General features: G+C 56.3%; 14 protein-coding genes and 1 tRNA gene. 1 reads left to right on the plus strand and 14 read right to left on the minus strand.

The window, feature by feature from the left end; all coding sequences use genetic code 11:
- Positions 1-158 precede the first annotated feature (158 nt).
- The 9 genes from FHS21_RS27860 to FHS21_RS27900 all read right to left on the minus strand — a co-directional run bounded on the left by FHS21_RS27860 (position 159) and on the right by FHS21_RS27900 (position 10,889).
- Positions 159-629, minus strand: a complete 471-nt coding sequence (locus tag FHS21_RS27860) for a YbaK/EbsC family protein (protein WP_112551042.1) — start codon at positions 627-629, stop codon at positions 159-161.
- Entirely contained in the window at positions 626-1,435 is an 810-nt protein-coding gene (locus tag FHS21_RS27865; protein ID WP_112532028.1) for an MBL fold metallo-hydrolase, read from the minus strand. Before FHS21_RS27865 ends, FHS21_RS27860 begins: the two co-directional genes overlap by 4 nt.
- Positions 1,428-2,228, minus strand: a complete 801-nt coding sequence (locus FHS21_RS27870) for a TatD family hydrolase (RefSeq protein ID WP_183665187.1) — start codon at positions 2,226-2,228, stop codon at positions 1,428-1,430. Before FHS21_RS27870 ends, FHS21_RS27865 begins: the two co-directional genes overlap by 8 nt.
- A 4-nt stretch (positions 2,229-2,232) precedes the next feature.
- A complete protein-coding gene (gene metG, locus FHS21_RS27875) occupies positions 2,233-3,792 on the minus strand; it encodes a methionine--tRNA ligase (protein WP_312879949.1) in 1,560 nt (519 codons plus the stop codon).
- 83 nt (positions 3,793-3,875) lie between these two features.
- On the minus strand, positions 3,876-4,934 hold the full coding sequence (locus tag FHS21_RS27880) for a DNA polymerase III subunit delta' (protein WP_183665191.1): 1,059 nt from the start codon (positions 4,932-4,934) through the stop codon (positions 3,876-3,878).
- Positions 4,931-5,602: a dTMP kinase gene (tmk, locus tag FHS21_RS27885; protein ID WP_183665193.1), complete on the minus strand. Its 672-nt coding sequence runs from the start codon at positions 5,600-5,602 to the stop codon at positions 4,931-4,933. Before tmk ends, FHS21_RS27880 begins: the two co-directional genes overlap by 4 nt.
- Before the next feature lie 86 nt (positions 5,603-5,688).
- The gene (locus tag FHS21_RS27890; RefSeq protein WP_183665240.1) at positions 5,689-6,825 is read right to left on the minus strand and encodes a D-alanyl-D-alanine carboxypeptidase family protein; all 1,137 of its coding nucleotides are present in this window, start codon (positions 6,823-6,825) and stop codon (positions 5,689-5,691) included.
- A gap of 61 nt (positions 6,826-6,886) precedes the next feature.
- Complete coding sequence (locus tag FHS21_RS31280) at positions 6,887-8,140, minus strand: septal ring lytic transglycosylase RlpA family protein (protein ID WP_183665242.1); 1,254 nt, start codon at positions 8,138-8,140, stop codon at positions 6,887-6,889.
- Positions 8,141-8,441: 301 nt separating this feature from the next.
- The gene (locus FHS21_RS27900) at positions 8,442-10,889 is read right to left on the minus strand and encodes a mechanosensitive ion channel domain-containing protein (RefSeq protein WP_312879947.1); all 2,448 of its coding nucleotides are present in this window, start codon (positions 10,887-10,889) and stop codon (positions 8,442-8,444) included.
- Between the two features lie 244 nt (positions 10,890-11,133).
- Here FHS21_RS27900 and FHS21_RS27905 point away from each other — a divergent pair.
- A tRNA-Ser gene (locus FHS21_RS27905) sits at positions 11,134-11,223 on the plus strand.
- Between the two features lie 120 nt (positions 11,224-11,343).
- Here the strand turns inward: FHS21_RS27905 and FHS21_RS27910 are convergent.
- From FHS21_RS27910 to FHS21_RS27930, 5 genes are read right to left on the minus strand one after another with little or no spacing between them, the layout of a single operon-like run.
- Entirely contained in the window at positions 11,344-14,427 is a 3,084-nt protein-coding gene (locus FHS21_RS27910; RefSeq protein ID WP_183665195.1) for a proton-conducting transporter transmembrane domain-containing protein, read from the minus strand.
- Positions 14,421-14,831, minus strand: coding sequence for a sodium:proton antiporter (locus tag FHS21_RS27915; protein WP_312879948.1), 411 nt, complete (start codon positions 14,829-14,831; stop codon positions 14,421-14,423). The genes FHS21_RS27910 and FHS21_RS27915 overlap by 7 nt, the downstream gene beginning before the upstream one ends.
- On the minus strand, positions 14,803-15,501 hold the full coding sequence (locus FHS21_RS27920; RefSeq protein WP_112530996.1) for a Na(+)/H(+) antiporter subunit B: 699 nt from the start codon (positions 15,499-15,501) through the stop codon (positions 14,803-14,805). Before FHS21_RS27920 ends, FHS21_RS27915 begins: the two co-directional genes overlap by 29 nt.
- Positions 15,498-15,845, minus strand: a complete 348-nt coding sequence (gene mnhG / locus FHS21_RS27925; RefSeq protein ID WP_112551006.1) for a monovalent cation/H(+) antiporter subunit G — start codon at positions 15,843-15,845, stop codon at positions 15,498-15,500. Before mnhG ends, FHS21_RS27920 begins: the two co-directional genes overlap by 4 nt.
- Positions 15,842-16,087, minus strand: a complete 246-nt coding sequence (locus tag FHS21_RS27930) for a hydrogenase subunit MbhD domain-containing protein (RefSeq protein WP_112551005.1) — start codon at positions 16,085-16,087, stop codon at positions 15,842-15,844. The genes mnhG and FHS21_RS27930 overlap by 4 nt, the downstream gene beginning before the upstream one ends.
- Positions 16,088-16,091 lie beyond the last annotated feature (4 nt).

Raw genomic sequence — 16,091 nt, forward strand, 5'->3', positions numbered from 1 at the left:
TCGATCTGGGAGTAGGTGCGTTCCATGGGCAAGTCCTTGCGCGTGATAAACCATTGTTATCTATCGCAAGTCGCGCTTCATCCTTGAACCCACCCGGCTACAAATTGAGATCGCATAAGATAGATTATGGAACTAACCTATATGGGCAAACAGGCAATTCAGCATGCAATATCGGCGATTTGCGCCTTTGCAGCTTTGGCCAATGCCTCTGGTTTGCTGGGGAAAACGAAGTTGGTTCCTCCTGCTGCAGCCCACACAACATCGAACTGCATCAGGCTTTCGTCGGCATAAGCCTTGATATCGATCAGATGTCCCAGTGGTGAAACGCCGCCAATGGCAAAACCTGTTTCCTTGCGGATATATTTGGGATCAGCCCTGTGCAATGTCTCGCCGGTCAGCCTGGCAGCTTTGACGAGATCAAGCTTGCGTGGACCCGAAACGAGAAACAGATAAAGGCTTCGCGTATCAGCACCTTGAAAAATCAAGGATTTGACGATCTGCGCCACGGTGACGCCGCACTGGATCGCCGCGTCTTCAGCGGTATGGGTCGAATCGGACATTTGGCGAATTTCGATATCAAGACCGGCTGCATGAGCTGCCTGACGCACACGCTCGACGCTCTTGCTCATAGTTCGACCTCGAACGACAAACCGTCATAGGCCGGCTCGACGTTGTCCGGAGTCTCACGCAGCACAGTTCCATAATCCAAAGGTATGTGCATATGGGTCAAGATCGCTCGACGCGGCTTGAGCTTTCCAATCCATTCCATTGATTCATTTAATGAAAAATGGCTTGGATGCGTTCTGTACTGGAGAGCATCGATTACCAATGTATCGAGATCGAAGAGTTGTGCTGCAGTCGTATCGGGAAATGCGCTGACATCCGAGCAATAGGCCACATTGGCAATCCGGAACGCTAGAGAAAGAATATCGCCATGGATCTGCGGCAGCGGTAGAAAGCGTATCGCGCCGCCCAGCCCGTCAATCTCGAAGGCTTCATGATGAATAATCTCGTGCGGTCGCAGGATTGGTGGATAACTCGAACCTTCCGGGGTTTTAAAGCAATAGCCAAAACCTTCCATCAGGCGCCGCTGCGTCATTGCATCAGCATAGATATCCACCAAGTCGCGGCGATCGATGACGAATGTGCGCAGATCGTCCAGGCCGTGGATATGGTCAGCATGCGCATGGGTATAGACAACCGCGTCGAGCTTTCCAGAACCGAAATCGATCATCTGCGAGCGAAAATCCGGTCCCGTATCGATGATCACCGTCGTCACACCGCCATGATGCGCAATTCGCTCAACCAGCATGGCTGCACGCCGTCGCTTGTTCTTCGGCTCGTTCGGATCACAGCTGCCCCAATCGCCATTGATGCGTGGTGTGCCCGGAGACGAACCGCAACCAAGAATGGTGAAGCGCAAGCGATCAGGCATTTGTGGCTCCAGCACTTGGCCTTGGCATCTTGGCGAACAGGCGGAATACGTTGTCGGTTGTTATTTCGCCGACCTCGTCTTCACTCACGCCAATCGTCTCGGCCAGTACAGCCGCCGTATGCCGGACAAAGCTTGGCTCGTTGCGATGGCCGCGATGCGGCATCGGCGCAAGATATGGCGCATCTGTCTCGACCAGGAGCCGATCTCGCGGCACGTTTTTGGCGATTTCGCGTATCTCAGGTGAATTCTTGAATGTCAGAATACCGGAGAACGACACATAACCGCCGAGGTCTACGCCCACTCGCGCCAGTTCCGCACCGGACGAAAAGCAGTGCAAAATGAAGGGGAAGGCGCCCTTCCCTGTTTCTTCTGTTAGAATTGAAATCATATCATCATCGGCAGCGCGGGCGTGAATGACCAATGGCAAGCCCGTGGCGCGGGAAGCGGCAATATGAGTGCGAAAACCCTGCGCTTGCGCTTCCGGAGGCGCATAGTCGTAATGGTAATCAAGTCCGGCTTCGCCGATAGCGACCACCTTCGGATGCTCCGACAAGCGGATCAGGTCGTCCGCCGTCACATCGAGCTCTTCATGGGCATTATTGGGGTGCGTTCCAACTGATGCGTAGACGCTGTCATACTGTTCCGCGATCTTTATGATATCGCCAAAGCGCCGCACGCGTGTGCAAATCGTTACCAGCCGCATGATGTTATAGTCCAGCGCCCGCTGTACGATGGCATCCCGTTCCTCGGCAAAATCCGCAAAATCGAGGTGGCAATGACTATCGACAAGCATGGAACTAGTCTGCTTTTTCTGCTTCGACGTAACGCGGGAAGATCGGCTGCGGTGCCGGGAGATCAGTGCCAGGTATTAATTCGCTGGCTTTCAGATCGACAAAGTCCCGCTTGTCCGCCGGCACAGCCAGGATATCGAGGAGTTTGGCCGCTGATCCCGGTATGAACGGCTGGCAAAGAATGCCAATACGGCGGATCACTTCTGCCGTCACATAGAGCACCGTTTCCATGCGTGCTGGATCGGTTTTCTTAAGCGCCCACGGCTCCTGTGCGGCGAAATAACGATTGGCTTCAGCCACAACACCGAAGATCGCTGCCAGCGCCTGATGCAGCGCTTGGCTGCCAACGGCCTTGCGGGCGGTATCGAGCGCCGCCACGGCCTGATCGAGAATAGCCTTATCCGCGTCGGCCAACGCACCTGGCTGTGGAACCTTGGCGTCACAGTTCTTTGCAATCATGGACAATGAACGCTGCGCCAGATTGCCCAGGTCATTGGCGAGGTCGGCGTTCGTCCGGTTGACGATCGCCTCATGGCTATAGTTGCCATCCTGACCGAACGGGATTTCCCGAAGCAGGAAATAACGCAATTGATCGAGGCCGTAATGCTCCACCAATGCAGTCGGATCGATGACGTTGCCAACCGATTTCGACATTTTCTCGCCGCGGTTGAACACGAAGCCATGTCCGAAAACGCGCTTCGGCAGTTCGATACCAGCGGACCAAAGAAAAGCTGGCCAATAGACCGAATGGAAGCGGATAATATCCTTGCCGATGATATGAACGTCAGCTGGCCAATAGCGCCAACGCTCGGCGTTTTCATCGGGATAGCCCGCGGCGGTGATGTAATTCGTCAGCGCATCGACCCAAACATACATGACGTGTTTTTCATCGCCCGGAACCGGAATACCCCAATCGAAGGTTGTGCGCGACACAGACAGGTCCCTGAGACCTGATTTGACGAAGGAAACCACCTCGTTGCGCCGCTCATCCGGGCCTATGAAACCCGGATTGTCTGCATAAAGCTTCAACAAACGATCCTGATAGGCCGAAAGACGGAAGAAATAGCTCTCTTCTTCGATCCATTCCACAGGCGTGCCCTGCGGACCGTAACGTACATTGTCGGCACGCAGTTCCGTCTCTTCTTCCTGGTAATAGGCTTCATCGCGCACGGAATACCATCCGGCATAACCACCTTTATAAATATCCCCGGCATCAGCCATCTTCTGCCAGATGGCTTGCGACGATTTGTAATGCCGCTCTTCGGTTGTGCGAATGAAATCATCATAGGAAGCATTCAAAAGATGCCCCATGTCACGGAAAAGCTTGGCATTTCTGTCCGCGAGTTCGCGTGGCGTAATGCCCTCTTTGCGCGCAGTCTGCAGCATCTTGATGCCATGTTCGTCCGTGCCACTCAGGAACAGAACGTCCTTGCCGTCATGGCGATTGAAGCGCGCGATCGCATCGGTCGCGATGAGCTCATAGGCATGGCCGATGTGCGGGCTTCCGTTCGGATAGGAAATGGCAGTTGTGATGTAAAATGTTTCGCGGCTCATGCGTGACCTGATTTCGTCTTTGGTTTGGGCATCTTGGGAAAAAACGTCTGGCTGACATAACGCAAGTCGGACCTGATTGCCATACCGGCAGACCTCTATCTGCCCGATAGAGCGCGGTGCGTCCTTTCGAGGAAAATCAGCACAGTCTGCTTGCGGTCGAGATTGAAGGCGGCGGCTTCCCTCGCCTCGTTCTGCATGTCCTGCCAGATACCGGACCAGCGGTTCGCCTGCGAACCTGCGCCCTGCTCTGCGCTGAGCCGCGCCTTCACTGCTATGCGCCCCAGCAGATCATCGAGAAAAAGATCGTACTGGATCTCGGCGTCGCGTCCCGACAACGCGGTTGCCAACGCCTGGGCTTTGGGCACGTCGAATACAGGATTGCTTAGGATAGCATCGGTTGCCCCCGAGATTTCCAGCCCGCCAAATGCCAGTAACAAAGCAGCTTTCCGAACACTGCCGTCCGCATGGGCGATGAGCGAATCCGCGTCGGGCAATCGCTCGGTATCGAGATCGATCGCCGAGAGAGCAGCGAGCAGATCCTGGCGTTCAAGCGGTTCAAAACGGATCGATTGGCAGCGCGAGCGGATTGTCGGTAGCAGCCTGCCGGAGGAATGCGAGATCAGAATGAAGAGGGTCCGCTGCGGCGGCTCTTCAAGAGTCTTCAGTAACGCATTGGCCGCATTGCGGTTCATGTCATCTGCAGGATCGACAATAACAATACGCCAAGCGCCATCATGAGAGGTACGGTTTAGGAAATGCGCGACCCGTCTGATCTCATCAACCGTGATACCGGTCTTGAACTTGCCCGTTTTGGCATCTATCGGGCGGTTGATATGCAGCACGGACAGGTGCGTTCCGCTCGCGAGTTGCCGGTAAGGCGCAACGGTAAAATCCGGCTCAGTAAGCGTCAGCGGTGCCTCGCGTTCCGCAGGGTATTTCAACATGTGACCGGCTAGATGAAACGCCAAAGTTGCCTTGCCGACACCCTGCGCACCCTCAAGCAACAATGCATGGTGCATCTGACCGGACTGATAGGATTGCGCGAGAAAAGACCTTATCCCGGCGTGACCGAACAGCGCAGGATTGGCCGAAGGCGCAGGAACACCATCGATGGTATCGTGGGTTGCCGGCACGTCGAGGGTAGTGTCGCTCATTTCGCTACCTCGATGCCTTGCTTCGCCCTCAGGCCGCGGCTGGTCTTCAACAGGTCGACCAGTGCGGCGATGTCAGCTGCAATCTCGTCGGCCGGGCGATTTGCAGCGATCACCTTGCAGCGCTCGGGTTCTGCGGTCGCAATGGCAAGATAGGCGTCACGGCGCTTGCGGTGCAGATCGATCGTTTCCTTTTCGAAGCGGTCGGCAGTCCCTGCCCCACGCCGTGCATGGGCGCGTTGCAGGCCGACCTCAGCCGGCAGGTCGAGAATGATCGTCATATCCGGCATCAGACCATTGATTGCGGCGCGTTCAATAGCGCGCATCAAATCCGGATCTAGATTGCCGGTCACACCCTGATAGACGCGGCTGGAGTCGATGTAGCGGTCGCAAAGCACCATTTGGCCGGCCTTCAGTGCTTGACGTATAACTTGCTCCACATGGTCGTTGCGCGCCGCGGCAAACAGCAAGGCTTCCATGGCCGGGCCGAAAGGTTCGGCGGCGCCGCTCAATATGACATGACGCACGGCTTCCGCACCCGGCGAACCGCCTGGCTCGCGCGTTACCAGCACATCATCGCCATCGGCGCGCAAATGATCCGCTAACAGGCCAATCTGTGTGGATTTGCCCGCGCCCTCGCCGCCCTCAAATGTTATGAATAGTCCTTGCACGCTATCAGCTGTCTTTCGATGCGGAGTCACTGTCTATTGCAGATGGTTCTAGCGCTCGCAAAAGAAAAGGTCGAGGCGGGATTGTCTTAGAAATCGAGGCGCCGGACCCAACCTGTGGTCAATTCGAATACCGCGTCGAGCGAACGTTTTTTCAGATCACCACTCTCAATTGCCTCCGCCGTATAGACCGGCGTTTCCTGGACGAGTGCATCGCCGATCCATATCCGCAATGTGCCGACCGGCTGATCGGCTTTCAGCGGTGCCACCAATGGCCCTTGATAAACCACGTGCGCCTTCAGACGGTCGCGATTGGCCACTGGGATGAGAATGCTGATTTTCTCATGCGCTTTAAGAGCGACAGCTGATTTGATCCCGCCAAACACACTGGCTTCTCCAACGATTTCACCCTCAGCGAAGACGTCAGCCTCCTCGAAGGCCTGATAGGCCCATTCGAAGATACGCTTGGCCTCTTCGGCGCGTTCCTTATCGCTGGCAAGGCCACTCAGCGCAACGATATAACGCCGTCCGTTCCGCTCCGTTGCGCCGACGATACCGTAGCCGGACTGTTCAGTGTAGCCTGTCCCCATGCCGTCTGCGCCGATATCGAGGCGCAGCAGTGGGTTGCGATTGCGCTGGAAGATATTATTCCAGGTGAAATTATCCTGCGCATAGGTCCGGTAATACTCGGGATATTCGTGCTTGATGTGGCGCGCCAGAGTGACGAGATCTGTCAGCGAAACCCTTTGCTTCGGATCAGGTAGCCCGGTCGAGTTGGTGAAGTTCGAGCTCTTCAGGCCAATGTCCTTCGCCCGGGCGTTCATCATCTCGGCGAATTTTTGTTCCGAGCCGCCAATGCCCTCTGCGAGGATAATACAGCCATCATTGGCCGATTGGACGATAACCCCCTGGATCAAGTCGCCAACGCTGATGTAGGATTTCAGCTTGGCAAACATGGTCGAACCGCCCGATGGCGCGCCGCCTGTTCGCCAGGCATTCTCGCTCACCATGTATTGTGTCGATGGCGTGATCTCGCCTGTCTTGAGCGCATGAAAGACCACTTCCATGGTCATCAACTTGGCAAGTGCGGCCGGTTCGATCAGTGTGTCAGGTGATTTTGCATAGAGGATCGTGCCGGTCTGATCCTCGACCATCAGCGCCTGCTTGGCCTTGGTATCAAACAGCGCATCCTGGGCGTTCGTCCCGCCAGCTGAAGCAAGAGCCATTGCCACGCCCAAAACAAAAATACGAAATGGCGCAGTCAGAGAACGTCCAAGCCGTTCGATATCAATTGCCGTCATCACGAACGACGAATGCATCGACCGCACCGGCCTTCCACGCCGCTTGCAGCAGGGTGTCGGCGTTCTTTCCAGCGCTTGCCCGGGCAATCAAGGCAATACGCGGGCCCTCGGGGCTGGCAATTTCAGACAACTCCACCTTGCCAAGCGGAGTAAGTGCGGACATCACCCGACGGGCTTCGGTCTTGTTGGCAAACAGGCCGACATCGATGTATTCGCCCAACCCATCGGCGGCTCGCGGCATGTTGCTCATGCCCTTCCACGCGGTCGAAACAGCCTCTGGCGAAAGTAGGCTGTTTGCGGCTTGCGCGGTGCTATTTGCACTTGCGACGCGCTCACTGGCGTAGGAACTGATGAATGGAGACACCTGCTTGCCACCCTTGAGTGAGCCAATGAGGAGCGTTGGCTTGTCATCGATGTAGGGCCCGATCAGCGGTAGAACCGGAACGATGTCCATGTTGAAGGAAAGTCCTGAATCGTCCACGGGAGCCATCGCCTGCTGTGGTGCTGCAAGCTGAGCTGCCTGACCGTCCAGGGACATCGGTTGGCTACTGAGGCTCGCCACCTGGATACCGGCTGGCTGAGGCTGCGCCATGCCTGGAATGGCGACAGATGTATGCCGCGTCGGCGTCGGCCCGTTCATGGCGATCATCACACCGGAAGCTGGCTGACCAATCGGATCGGGCGCGTTGGGACCGCGGTAAGAAGCCATCAGGAAACTATCATCGCGTCCTTCCAGCGGTGCACGCCCGACATATTCGACCTTCACATTGGCTGTGCCAGTATCATGATAGTCGAGGACCTGGGCTGCTCTTTGTGAAAGATCGATCAGGCGATTGCTATGGTAGGGGCCGCGATCATTGACGCGGACGATAACCGAACTGCCATTGGTCAGGTTTGTAACACGAGCGTAACTCGGCAAAGGCATTGTCGGATGCGCGGCCGAGAGGTGGTTCATATCGTACACTTCGCCATTGGCAGTCAGGCGGCCATGGAAGGCGGAACCATACCAGGATGCCCTGCCCTTGCGGACATAACCTGGCTCTTCCCTGGGGTAATACCATTTGCCTGCAACCTGATATGGTCGGCCGGTCTGGTTGCGCCCCCCGCCACGCGGCATATTGCGGAAATCGGTGACGACGCGTGGACTGGCTTTCACACCATATTCTGCTTCGGCGAAATATTCCTTGCCATGTGTTCGCTTGGCAATTTTGACCTGCGGCGACGATGCACAGGCTGCCATCAGGGCGCCCACTGCAACTACTCCCACAACGCGAAAAGCTTTGGCTTTTGACAATGCAAACCGCCGGCCGCGCGGGCCGCCCCCAAGGATTTTGTAATTTGATAGACAGATCAGAATGCTGGCGCAACCCCGAGACCCATCATGGCAGCTGCACCAAGTGTATAAATGCCACCGATAGATTGATACCAGCTTAACAATATCTGGCCGCGGTTCTCTATTATCGCGTTCTTAAACGCCACCAGCGGTATGTGTTTGGAGTTGGTTCACTTTTTGTGTTCGACGGACTCATACTATGAGTTGTTCAGTGTTTGATCTTCTTTGTTTCGCCGGCGAGCTTGTCTCTGACCCGATCCGTCAGCATCTCGACGATGGAGTCGGCATCTTCGAGATGCAGATTCACATCCCGTTGCGGGTAAGGGATCTCGATCCCCTCCTCGGCAAAACGGTCGATCAATGTGAAGCGGATTTCGTTCTGAACAGTGCCGGAGTTGGATAGATCCGCGAGATGGACGCGCATCTCGAATTGCATGACTGACTCGCTGATTGCACTGAACGCGACAAACGGTTCCGGATTCTTCAAAACAAGCGGATGACCGCGAGCAATCTCCATCAGAATGGCATGCACACGACGGGGATCGACCTTATGGGAAACGCCGATCGGGATATCGACGCGGCCGAGTTTGTTGCGATGCGTCCAGTTGCCAACACTGCCGTTGATAAAGGATGAGTTTGGAATGATGAGGGACTGGCGCTGGAAGGTTTCAACCTCCGTTGCCCGGACGCTGATCTTCTTGACAATGCCGCCGACGCCGCCGGTCTCGATCCAGTCGCCGACCTTGAAGGGACGCTCCGCAAGCAGGATAAGACCGGAAACAAAATTCGAGACGATCGCTTGCATACCGAAACCGATACCAAGCGACAGACCGCCCGCAACCAGTGCCAGACTGGACAGGTTGATGCCGGCCGCCGAAATGCCGATGACACCTGCAATGCCGAGGCCAAGGTAGCCAACAGCGGTGCGGATCGAATTGCGTACACCTGAATCGAGCCTGCCGCGTGCCATGACACGATTGTCGAGCCAGCCCTGAAACCAGCGCGTAAATCCGTAGAACAGCGCGAACAACAGAACGCCGATAGCAATCGAAACCAGTGAAATATTAACCGAACCAATCTGGAAACCTGTCGCGATTGCTACGAACCAGGCCGACATTTCGCTCCATTGGAATCCCCACAACAGGAGGATTATCGGAATACCCAGCGCTACAACGAAGATATTGATGACAATACTCAACACCAGACCGAGCTGGTCGAGGGCAGTCTCGTCCAAACCAAAACGGGTCTGCACCGCCCGTCCAAGCTTGGTCCCCGTAAGTGCATTCTCATCGGACACCGCCCGAGCCGTCAGGAAGCCCAGGTACATCGTGACGACCACGGCGCCATTGATAACAATCTGCTGCGACACGAAGCGTGCCAGTCCGATATAACCGAGAAGCGCCGCGACGATAGGCACGAGACCGATCGCATAGAGGAGAAGCCGCATGGCCCTCGGCCAGGGCTTGATATTTCCGGTTTCTTCGTCTTCCAGCGGTCTCAGTGAGGCCATGGCGATGATGAGCAGGCCCACCAGAACGGTAGCAAAAAGGCTCTTTGCGACGGTCAATGACAATGGCGAACCAGCGATCTGATTGACCGTATCGGCGATGTAATCGAGCCCGGTGATCGTTGCTGTTGCCGTGATCAATACCATCAGGATACGGCCTGGTCGCGGTGCTATGCGCACCAGACGCCAGTTGGGTGCACCCGGACAGATCACCGCCTGCGCCAGGGCGTGGACAAAATATACAATGCCAATGACGCAAAAGAGCATATAGATCAGTGATGCAATATCTGGTCGCAACACGTTGAAATAATTCAGAAATAAGTATGTTGTGACAAGGAAGACAACCACTGTCAGCGATCGCATGAGAGTCGACCAGAACGCGACAGCGAGACGGCTGAGATAAGATGGCGATTCAATCGTCGCGTCACGCAGATAAAGATGGCCGAGTGTCCGCTGACCACCAATCAGCAATACGAGTGCTGCAATCGCCGCAAAAAAGGCGGCGGCCAGCATGGATTGCCATTTGAAGGAAACGACGAAGCGCCACCAGGATGAAACCACCTGATTCATCGTTCGTATTTCCTGGCCGTAGGCGTCTGCGACTTCGCTACCGAGCGAATAATTGATGTTGACGCGCTGCGAAAGCGTGTTGGTGAACAGTTCGCGCCGTGCATCCACTGTTCGCTCAATCATCCGGTTAGCCGCGATCAACTGATCCTCGGTCTCGCCCAGGACGGCATTGATCTCGGCTTTCTCGGTCGTCAGCTTCGCCCGCTCATCGGTGACGATCTGCGCCTCCGGTGGCTGGCCTTGGGCTGGTGGAGGACCGAGCTGATCCAGCCGCGAATTGATTTCCGTGACACGCGGTCTGAACGATACGCCGATATCCAACAGTTTTTTGGCGCTGGCCTCCAGATTAAGACGCAGATCCGCCAACGCTGCATCGGTGTCGGCCTTCTCCATTTGTTGGGCATAGTCTGCGATTTGCTTCTTCACGGCATCGATTGCAGGCCGCTGTTCTGCAACAATGCCCGTGGCAGGAGCCGGAGCAGGCGCAGGCGTCTGCGCGGCAGTCGAATTTACCGCACCAGCAAGAATCAAAACTGTAGAAATCGCCAGAAGTATCCGGCGGACGGAGGAAGGAATCACAGGGTCAAATCCATGTAAAAACAGTTTTCAGGGCACGATTGCCCGTTCATATCGGCACAATCAAGGCATTTTACGCTTTATAAGGTCAGACAGACTACCAGACTGGTAGTTTGAACTGCCGTTAGCTGGACACTGACGACGAGGTTGACGCCGCAATTCGAAAGGCTATATAGACCGCGCACAGCGTTCGTAGCATTCTTTTGGCCTTCGCCAAAACATTGGATATCAAACGTTTCAGCAGGTTGGAGGGGTGGCCGAGCGGTTTAAGGCACCGGTCTTGAAAACCGGCGTAGGTGAGAGCCTACCGTGGGTTCGAATCCCACCCCCTCCGCCATTTCTCATGAATTATCGTTTAGGGCGCTTTGCAGTTTATCTGAGAACGGCGGCACGATTTTCATCGCACTAAAGAAAAATTTGACACCCCAGCCAATCAACTCTGGCGATGGCATTACAACTAGCGAATAAGTGTGCCGGTCACGTAAATGGCAATGACGTACCAAAGAACATAGAGGCAGTAGGTCTGGCCATCGCCCGTATAGATCTGTCGAACCGAACCGGCGACGCTCAGCGTCAAATCCGATATACCGCGCCAGAATGCTATAGCGACAGGCCTCAACAAGCGCGAGAGACCGGGTTGGTAAAATGCGTAAAAGACCGTAACGCCGGTCGTCGGGGCGCGCCGATACCCGTAAATGTATCGCAGCCAGACGACGAAAAAGAGAACCGCCGCGATCGCGACGGTAATGGCCATGACAGGTATAGGATTCCAATATCCGTAAATCGTTTCCAGCGACATGCCATCCCAAACCAACGTCGAGGCGAATGCAGGGTCGATAGCTGCGGATACGGGCTCCATGAACAGTTTCGGGAAGAATGTCAAAGCGAAGATGGCGATGATCAGGACATATTGCGGCACAAGAAGTGCGAGCGGCGCCTCCGCAATTGCCTCGAATCTGGCTTTTCGTTCTCCAAGAAAAACCGCGTAGGCCAGACGAAACATGTAGAGAAAGCCGACGAAGGTTGCGAGAACGGCCAATGCCGCGAGCCCGTACCAGCCCTTTTCTACCATGGCACTGAGAAGCAGCCACTTGCCACCGAACCCCGCGAGTGGTGGCAGGCCGGACATCGATATCAGGGCCGTGGCGACCGCAGCGAAGGTGAAGGGCATGTTGCGAACCAGTCCACCATTCTCTTCAAGCAGCCGCGTTCCGGTCCGCAGGATGACGCCGGCACCGGCAAGAAACAATATGCCCTTCACCATCAGGTGGTTGGCAACGAGATAGAATGCCGTGACCCAGCCGAGATGGCTCATCAGCGCGATGGCGGTCACGATATAGCCAAGCTGACTCATGCTCGAATAGGCGAGCATGCGCTTCATGTCGGTTTGCTGTAGCGCCATCGCCGCACCTAACAACGTCGTCAACAGACCGACCCAACCCATCACGTGAGCCATGTCGAGGCCAATTTCCGAGCGGATGGCGAGATAGGTGACCGAGAACAGGCCAAAGATTGCAACCTTGCTGACCACCGCCGACAACATTGCCGAGAGGTCATCATCGGCCTCCGCATAGGCGCCGGGGAGCCAGATATGGACACCCGCAGCCCCCGCCTTGATGAGAAAGCCCACGGCCAGCAATACAAATGCGGGCCAGGCATCCTTCCCTGCAGCCCCGAATGCAGCAAGGTCAATCGTGCCATTGGCGGCGGCGGCCATGGCAAAGCCTGCGAGAAGACAAAAGGCCGATGCAATCGAGAACAACAGGAATGGCAGCGCATAGGGATGGGCGTTGCGTGCCTGCGCAATCAAGAAATAGGAAGAAAGGGTGATCATTTCCCAGCTGAAGAAGAACTCAAGACTCGTGGTCGTGCGCAGCAGTGCGGCGATGGACAGGAGGAGCAATGCCATCAGCGGATAGTACCCGAGCCGCGGGTCCGCGCGATAGAAGCTGGCCGACGCGATAACCAGCCCGCCTGAAAGGAGAAGCACCGCGAAGAGGCGGCTGATGCCCTCGACCGGACCAACGATCCACATGCCGAGCAAGAGGACCAGTATGAGCATGAGCATTGATTTGAGCCGCCCGGGAAGCCAGTCGAACAGGCAGAGAAAGGCACCGGCAACCAGCGGTGCGAATATCCATAGCGAGGCTGCTCCTGAAAGATTAGCCGCCACATAGCCCGAAACGCAGAGAAACACTGCACACAAACCAGCAGGCAGTAGACGCCCGGGCGAGACAGCAATGGCGCCTTGTTCGACGGTACGGGTCGCCTGCTTGAACCAGCGGAACATGTATGCGATCTCGAGCAGCGACCCGATCAGAATAACGGCGATCCACCCAAAGTGCCCAGCCGCTGCGACGCGAATGACGAGCTCCCATTTCGACCAGAAACCCGGAAAAGGTGGCAGACCGGCAATGGCGACGAGCAGAATGGCGAAGATGAGCATTATTAGCGGACGTCCCGCGAGTGCGGACCAGTCGTCGACCTGCGGACGATTGACGGCGCCTGCCAGGAAGAACAAGCCAGCCTTCGCCAAAAGGTGATTGACGAACAGCCCGCCGACGACGAGCGGCATCGATGCATCGGCACCAAGATGTCGTATCAGCGCCAGCGCCAGGGTGAGAAGGCCCATTTGTGCGATCGACGAATAGCCAAGCATGCGCTGAACGTTCGTCTGGCGCAGTCCGGCAAGATTGGAGAACAGGAACGTTATCCCGCCTGACACTGCGATAAGGATAAGGTAGTTTTCGAACAGCGGAAGCAATTTGAAGAGCGCAAAGAATACGCCCGCCGACACTGCCCCGGAAACGAGTGCTGCAACACCGCTCGAGGCTGACTGATAGACATCCAGCCCCCAGCCGTTGGCCGGAAAGGGCTTCAGTTCGATGATGAGGCAGGACAATACAAGCAGCAACGCCGTAGTTCCGATCGGTCCGGCTATCGTCGCGCGGTGGACGATCATGTCGTCAATGTTGAGCGTTCCGGTTGCGTGATAGAGCAGAGCCGTGCCCAGCAGGAAAAAGGTCGAGGCAAGCACGGTCGCCAGGATGTACTTGAATCCGGCAGCGAACGCTGCCGGTGTACCATCGAAGCCGAGGAGACCGTACGTCGCTATCGATACAATTTCGAGGAACACAAAAAGGTTGAACAAATCCCTTGTCATCACCATCCCGTTGACGCCCATGATCAAGAGCAGAAACAGCAATTGCGCCGCATAGTTTTGACGTAGCCGATCCCAAAGATGCCAGGCGGCCAGCAGCGCGACGACATTGACGCTGAAAGCACACACACCCTCCCAGGGCCCAACGCGGAGATTGATCGAATATGGCGGCGCACTGCCGGCCGTGAAGCTCTCCAACACCGGTTGCCCGTGATAAACCGCCCACAGGCAGGCACCCGAAACGGCAAATATACCGGCGAGCGCAAGGACAAAGATCACTGCCGACAACGGTTTGGCGATGCGATACAGCAGCGGGATGAGAAAGCTGCCCCCAAGGCCGAACAGAAAGATGTTCAACGGATGCAACAGGGCTTCTACCATTTCGACTCCGTGAAGGCGTCGATGTCGAGCGTCTTCCTGGCATCGTAAAGGCGTATTGCGAATGACAGCATGATCGCAGTTACTGAAAAGCCGATGACGATGGCCGTGACGACCAGCGCCGAAGGGATAGGATCGACGGCGTTCGTCGCAGCGTTGGCCTTATCCAATGCCGCGTCGATGATTGGCGCCGTGCCGCCAGTGACGTAGCCGGTTGCCACCATGACAACGTGGATGCCGGTGTCGATCAGCGAAAAACCGATAATGATGCGCAGAATGTTGCGATGGACGAAAATTCCCGCAAGGCCGATCAGGATCAGGCAAAATCCCGTGACCAGCAATATCTGCGAAACCGGTAGACCCACCTCGCCCGCCATATCAGTGCCGGAACCGATCGATGACGACACTGAGCTCGGCTCCAACCTTGATGCCAAGCAAGGCCGATATCAGGGGAATTGCGCCAGCACTCAACAGCGTTCCAAATGTACCGAGTGGCAGAATGTGGCTATCAAGAAAACCGTCGGCAAAAACAATACCGAGAATTCCGATCGATACGTAAAGGACGCCGGCGAGCGATTCCGTCACACTCAGGAAACCGTGATGCAATTGGGTTGCGGGGCTCGCCAGCATCAGCAGCATGACACCGGACGCCACCACCGCACCACCCTGAAACCCGCCACCGGCCGAAAGATGCCCGTTCATGATGACATAAGCGCCGAACAGGAAGATAAGCGGCAATATGACCTCGGCGCCGGTACGGACCAGTTCGCTCGGCTCGCTCTCGTCGATACTTGTTACGTTGGTGACTTGCGCGTTTTCGCCAGACTTGCTGGCAAGGAGCACACCAACGCTCGCCGCCACCATGAAAAGCACTGCCACCTCCCCCAGCGTGTCGAAGCCGCGATAGGTAATGAGTATCCCCGTCACAACATTCGGCGCACCGAGTTCGCGCGGAACCTGCGTGAGATAGTATTCGGCAAGCGGCGATCTCGTCTGGCGTTCGCTATACCCCCCAACCACGCTAAAGAAGATTGCCGCGAACATCAGCACGGCGATGATGGCAAATACGCGTTTCATCCCGCACCGCCCTCCTCCTTGTCTGCATTCTCCGCGTCGCGCAATGCATCGGTTATGGTAGAGGCAGCCATGGGCGTTCCGATTGCGTGGGCGGCACGCGACAGGGCATGCGATGACAATGGATTGGTCATCAGCACGAAATAGGCGACGATAAGCAGCTTGGCGCTCCAATCGGGATGATAGATGCCCAGTCCGACCAGCACCAAAATATTGCCCAGAGTCGACGCCTTGGTGCCCGCCTGGATGCGGGTAAAGGCATCCGGCATACGCAGGAGTCCGAGCCCAGCCGAAAAAAGAAAGAAAGCACCCAGCAGGATCATCAGGCTGCCGATCAGTTCCATCATGGCTCCCTCCCGCCGCCGGTCCTTCGCATCGTGTAGAGGAAGATCAGAGTTGCCAGTCCCGAGCCTATTGCCGCCTCTGCCATCGCAACATCAGGTGCAGCCAGCAGAACATATGACACCGCAGCAAAGAGGCTCGCGAGGCCGGCGCTGATCATCGCTGCCAGCAGGTTGCCGAGACACATCGCCAGCACACCACTGACCAGGATGCCGGCGCAAACCAGAATGACGAGGAGTTCCAACATGGCG

It is taken from the genome of Phyllobacterium trifolii (assembly GCF_014192095.1).
Classification (GTDB): Bacteria; Pseudomonadota; Alphaproteobacteria; order Rhizobiales; family Rhizobiaceae; genus Phyllobacterium; species Phyllobacterium trifolii.

Excerpts from the sequence above, each read along its gene's own strand:
- FHS21_RS27870 (WP_183665187.1), bottom strand. The coding sequence starts at position 2,228 with ATGCTTGTCGATAGTCATTGCCACCTCGATTTTGCGGATTTTGCCGAG.
- FHS21_RS31280 (WP_183665242.1), bottom strand. The coding sequence starts at position 8,140 with ATGGCAGCCTGTGCATCGTCGCCGCAGGTCAAAATTGCCAAGCGAACA.
- FHS21_RS27930 (WP_112551005.1), bottom strand. The coding sequence starts at position 16,087 with ATGTTGGAACTCCTCGTCATTCTGGTTTGCGCCGGCATCCTGGTCAGT.
- FHS21_RS27920 (WP_112530996.1), bottom strand. The coding sequence starts at position 15,501 with ATGAAACGCGTATTTGCCATCATCGCCGTGCTGATGTTCGCGGCAATC.
- FHS21_RS27860 (WP_112551042.1), bottom strand. The coding sequence starts at position 629 with ATGAGCAAGAGCGTCGAGCGTGTGCGTCAGGCAGCTCATGCAGCCGGT.
- mnhG (WP_112551006.1), bottom strand. The coding sequence starts at position 15,845 with ATGATGGAACTGATCGGCAGCCTGATGATCCTGCTGGGTGCTTTCTTT.
- FHS21_RS27880 (WP_183665191.1), bottom strand. The coding sequence starts at position 4,934 with ATGAGCGACACTACCCTCGACGTGCCGGCAACCCACGATACCATCGAT.
- FHS21_RS27910 (WP_183665195.1), bottom strand. The coding sequence starts at position 14,427 with ATGGTAGAAGCCCTGTTGCATCCGTTGAACATCTTTCTGTTCGGCCTT.
- FHS21_RS27890 (WP_183665240.1), bottom strand. The coding sequence starts at position 6,825 with ATGGCTCTTGCTTCAGCTGGCGGGACGAACGCCCAGGATGCGCTGTTT.
- FHS21_RS27865 (WP_112532028.1), bottom strand. The coding sequence starts at position 1,435 with ATGCCTGATCGCTTGCGCTTCACCATTCTTGGTTGCGGTTCGTCTCCG.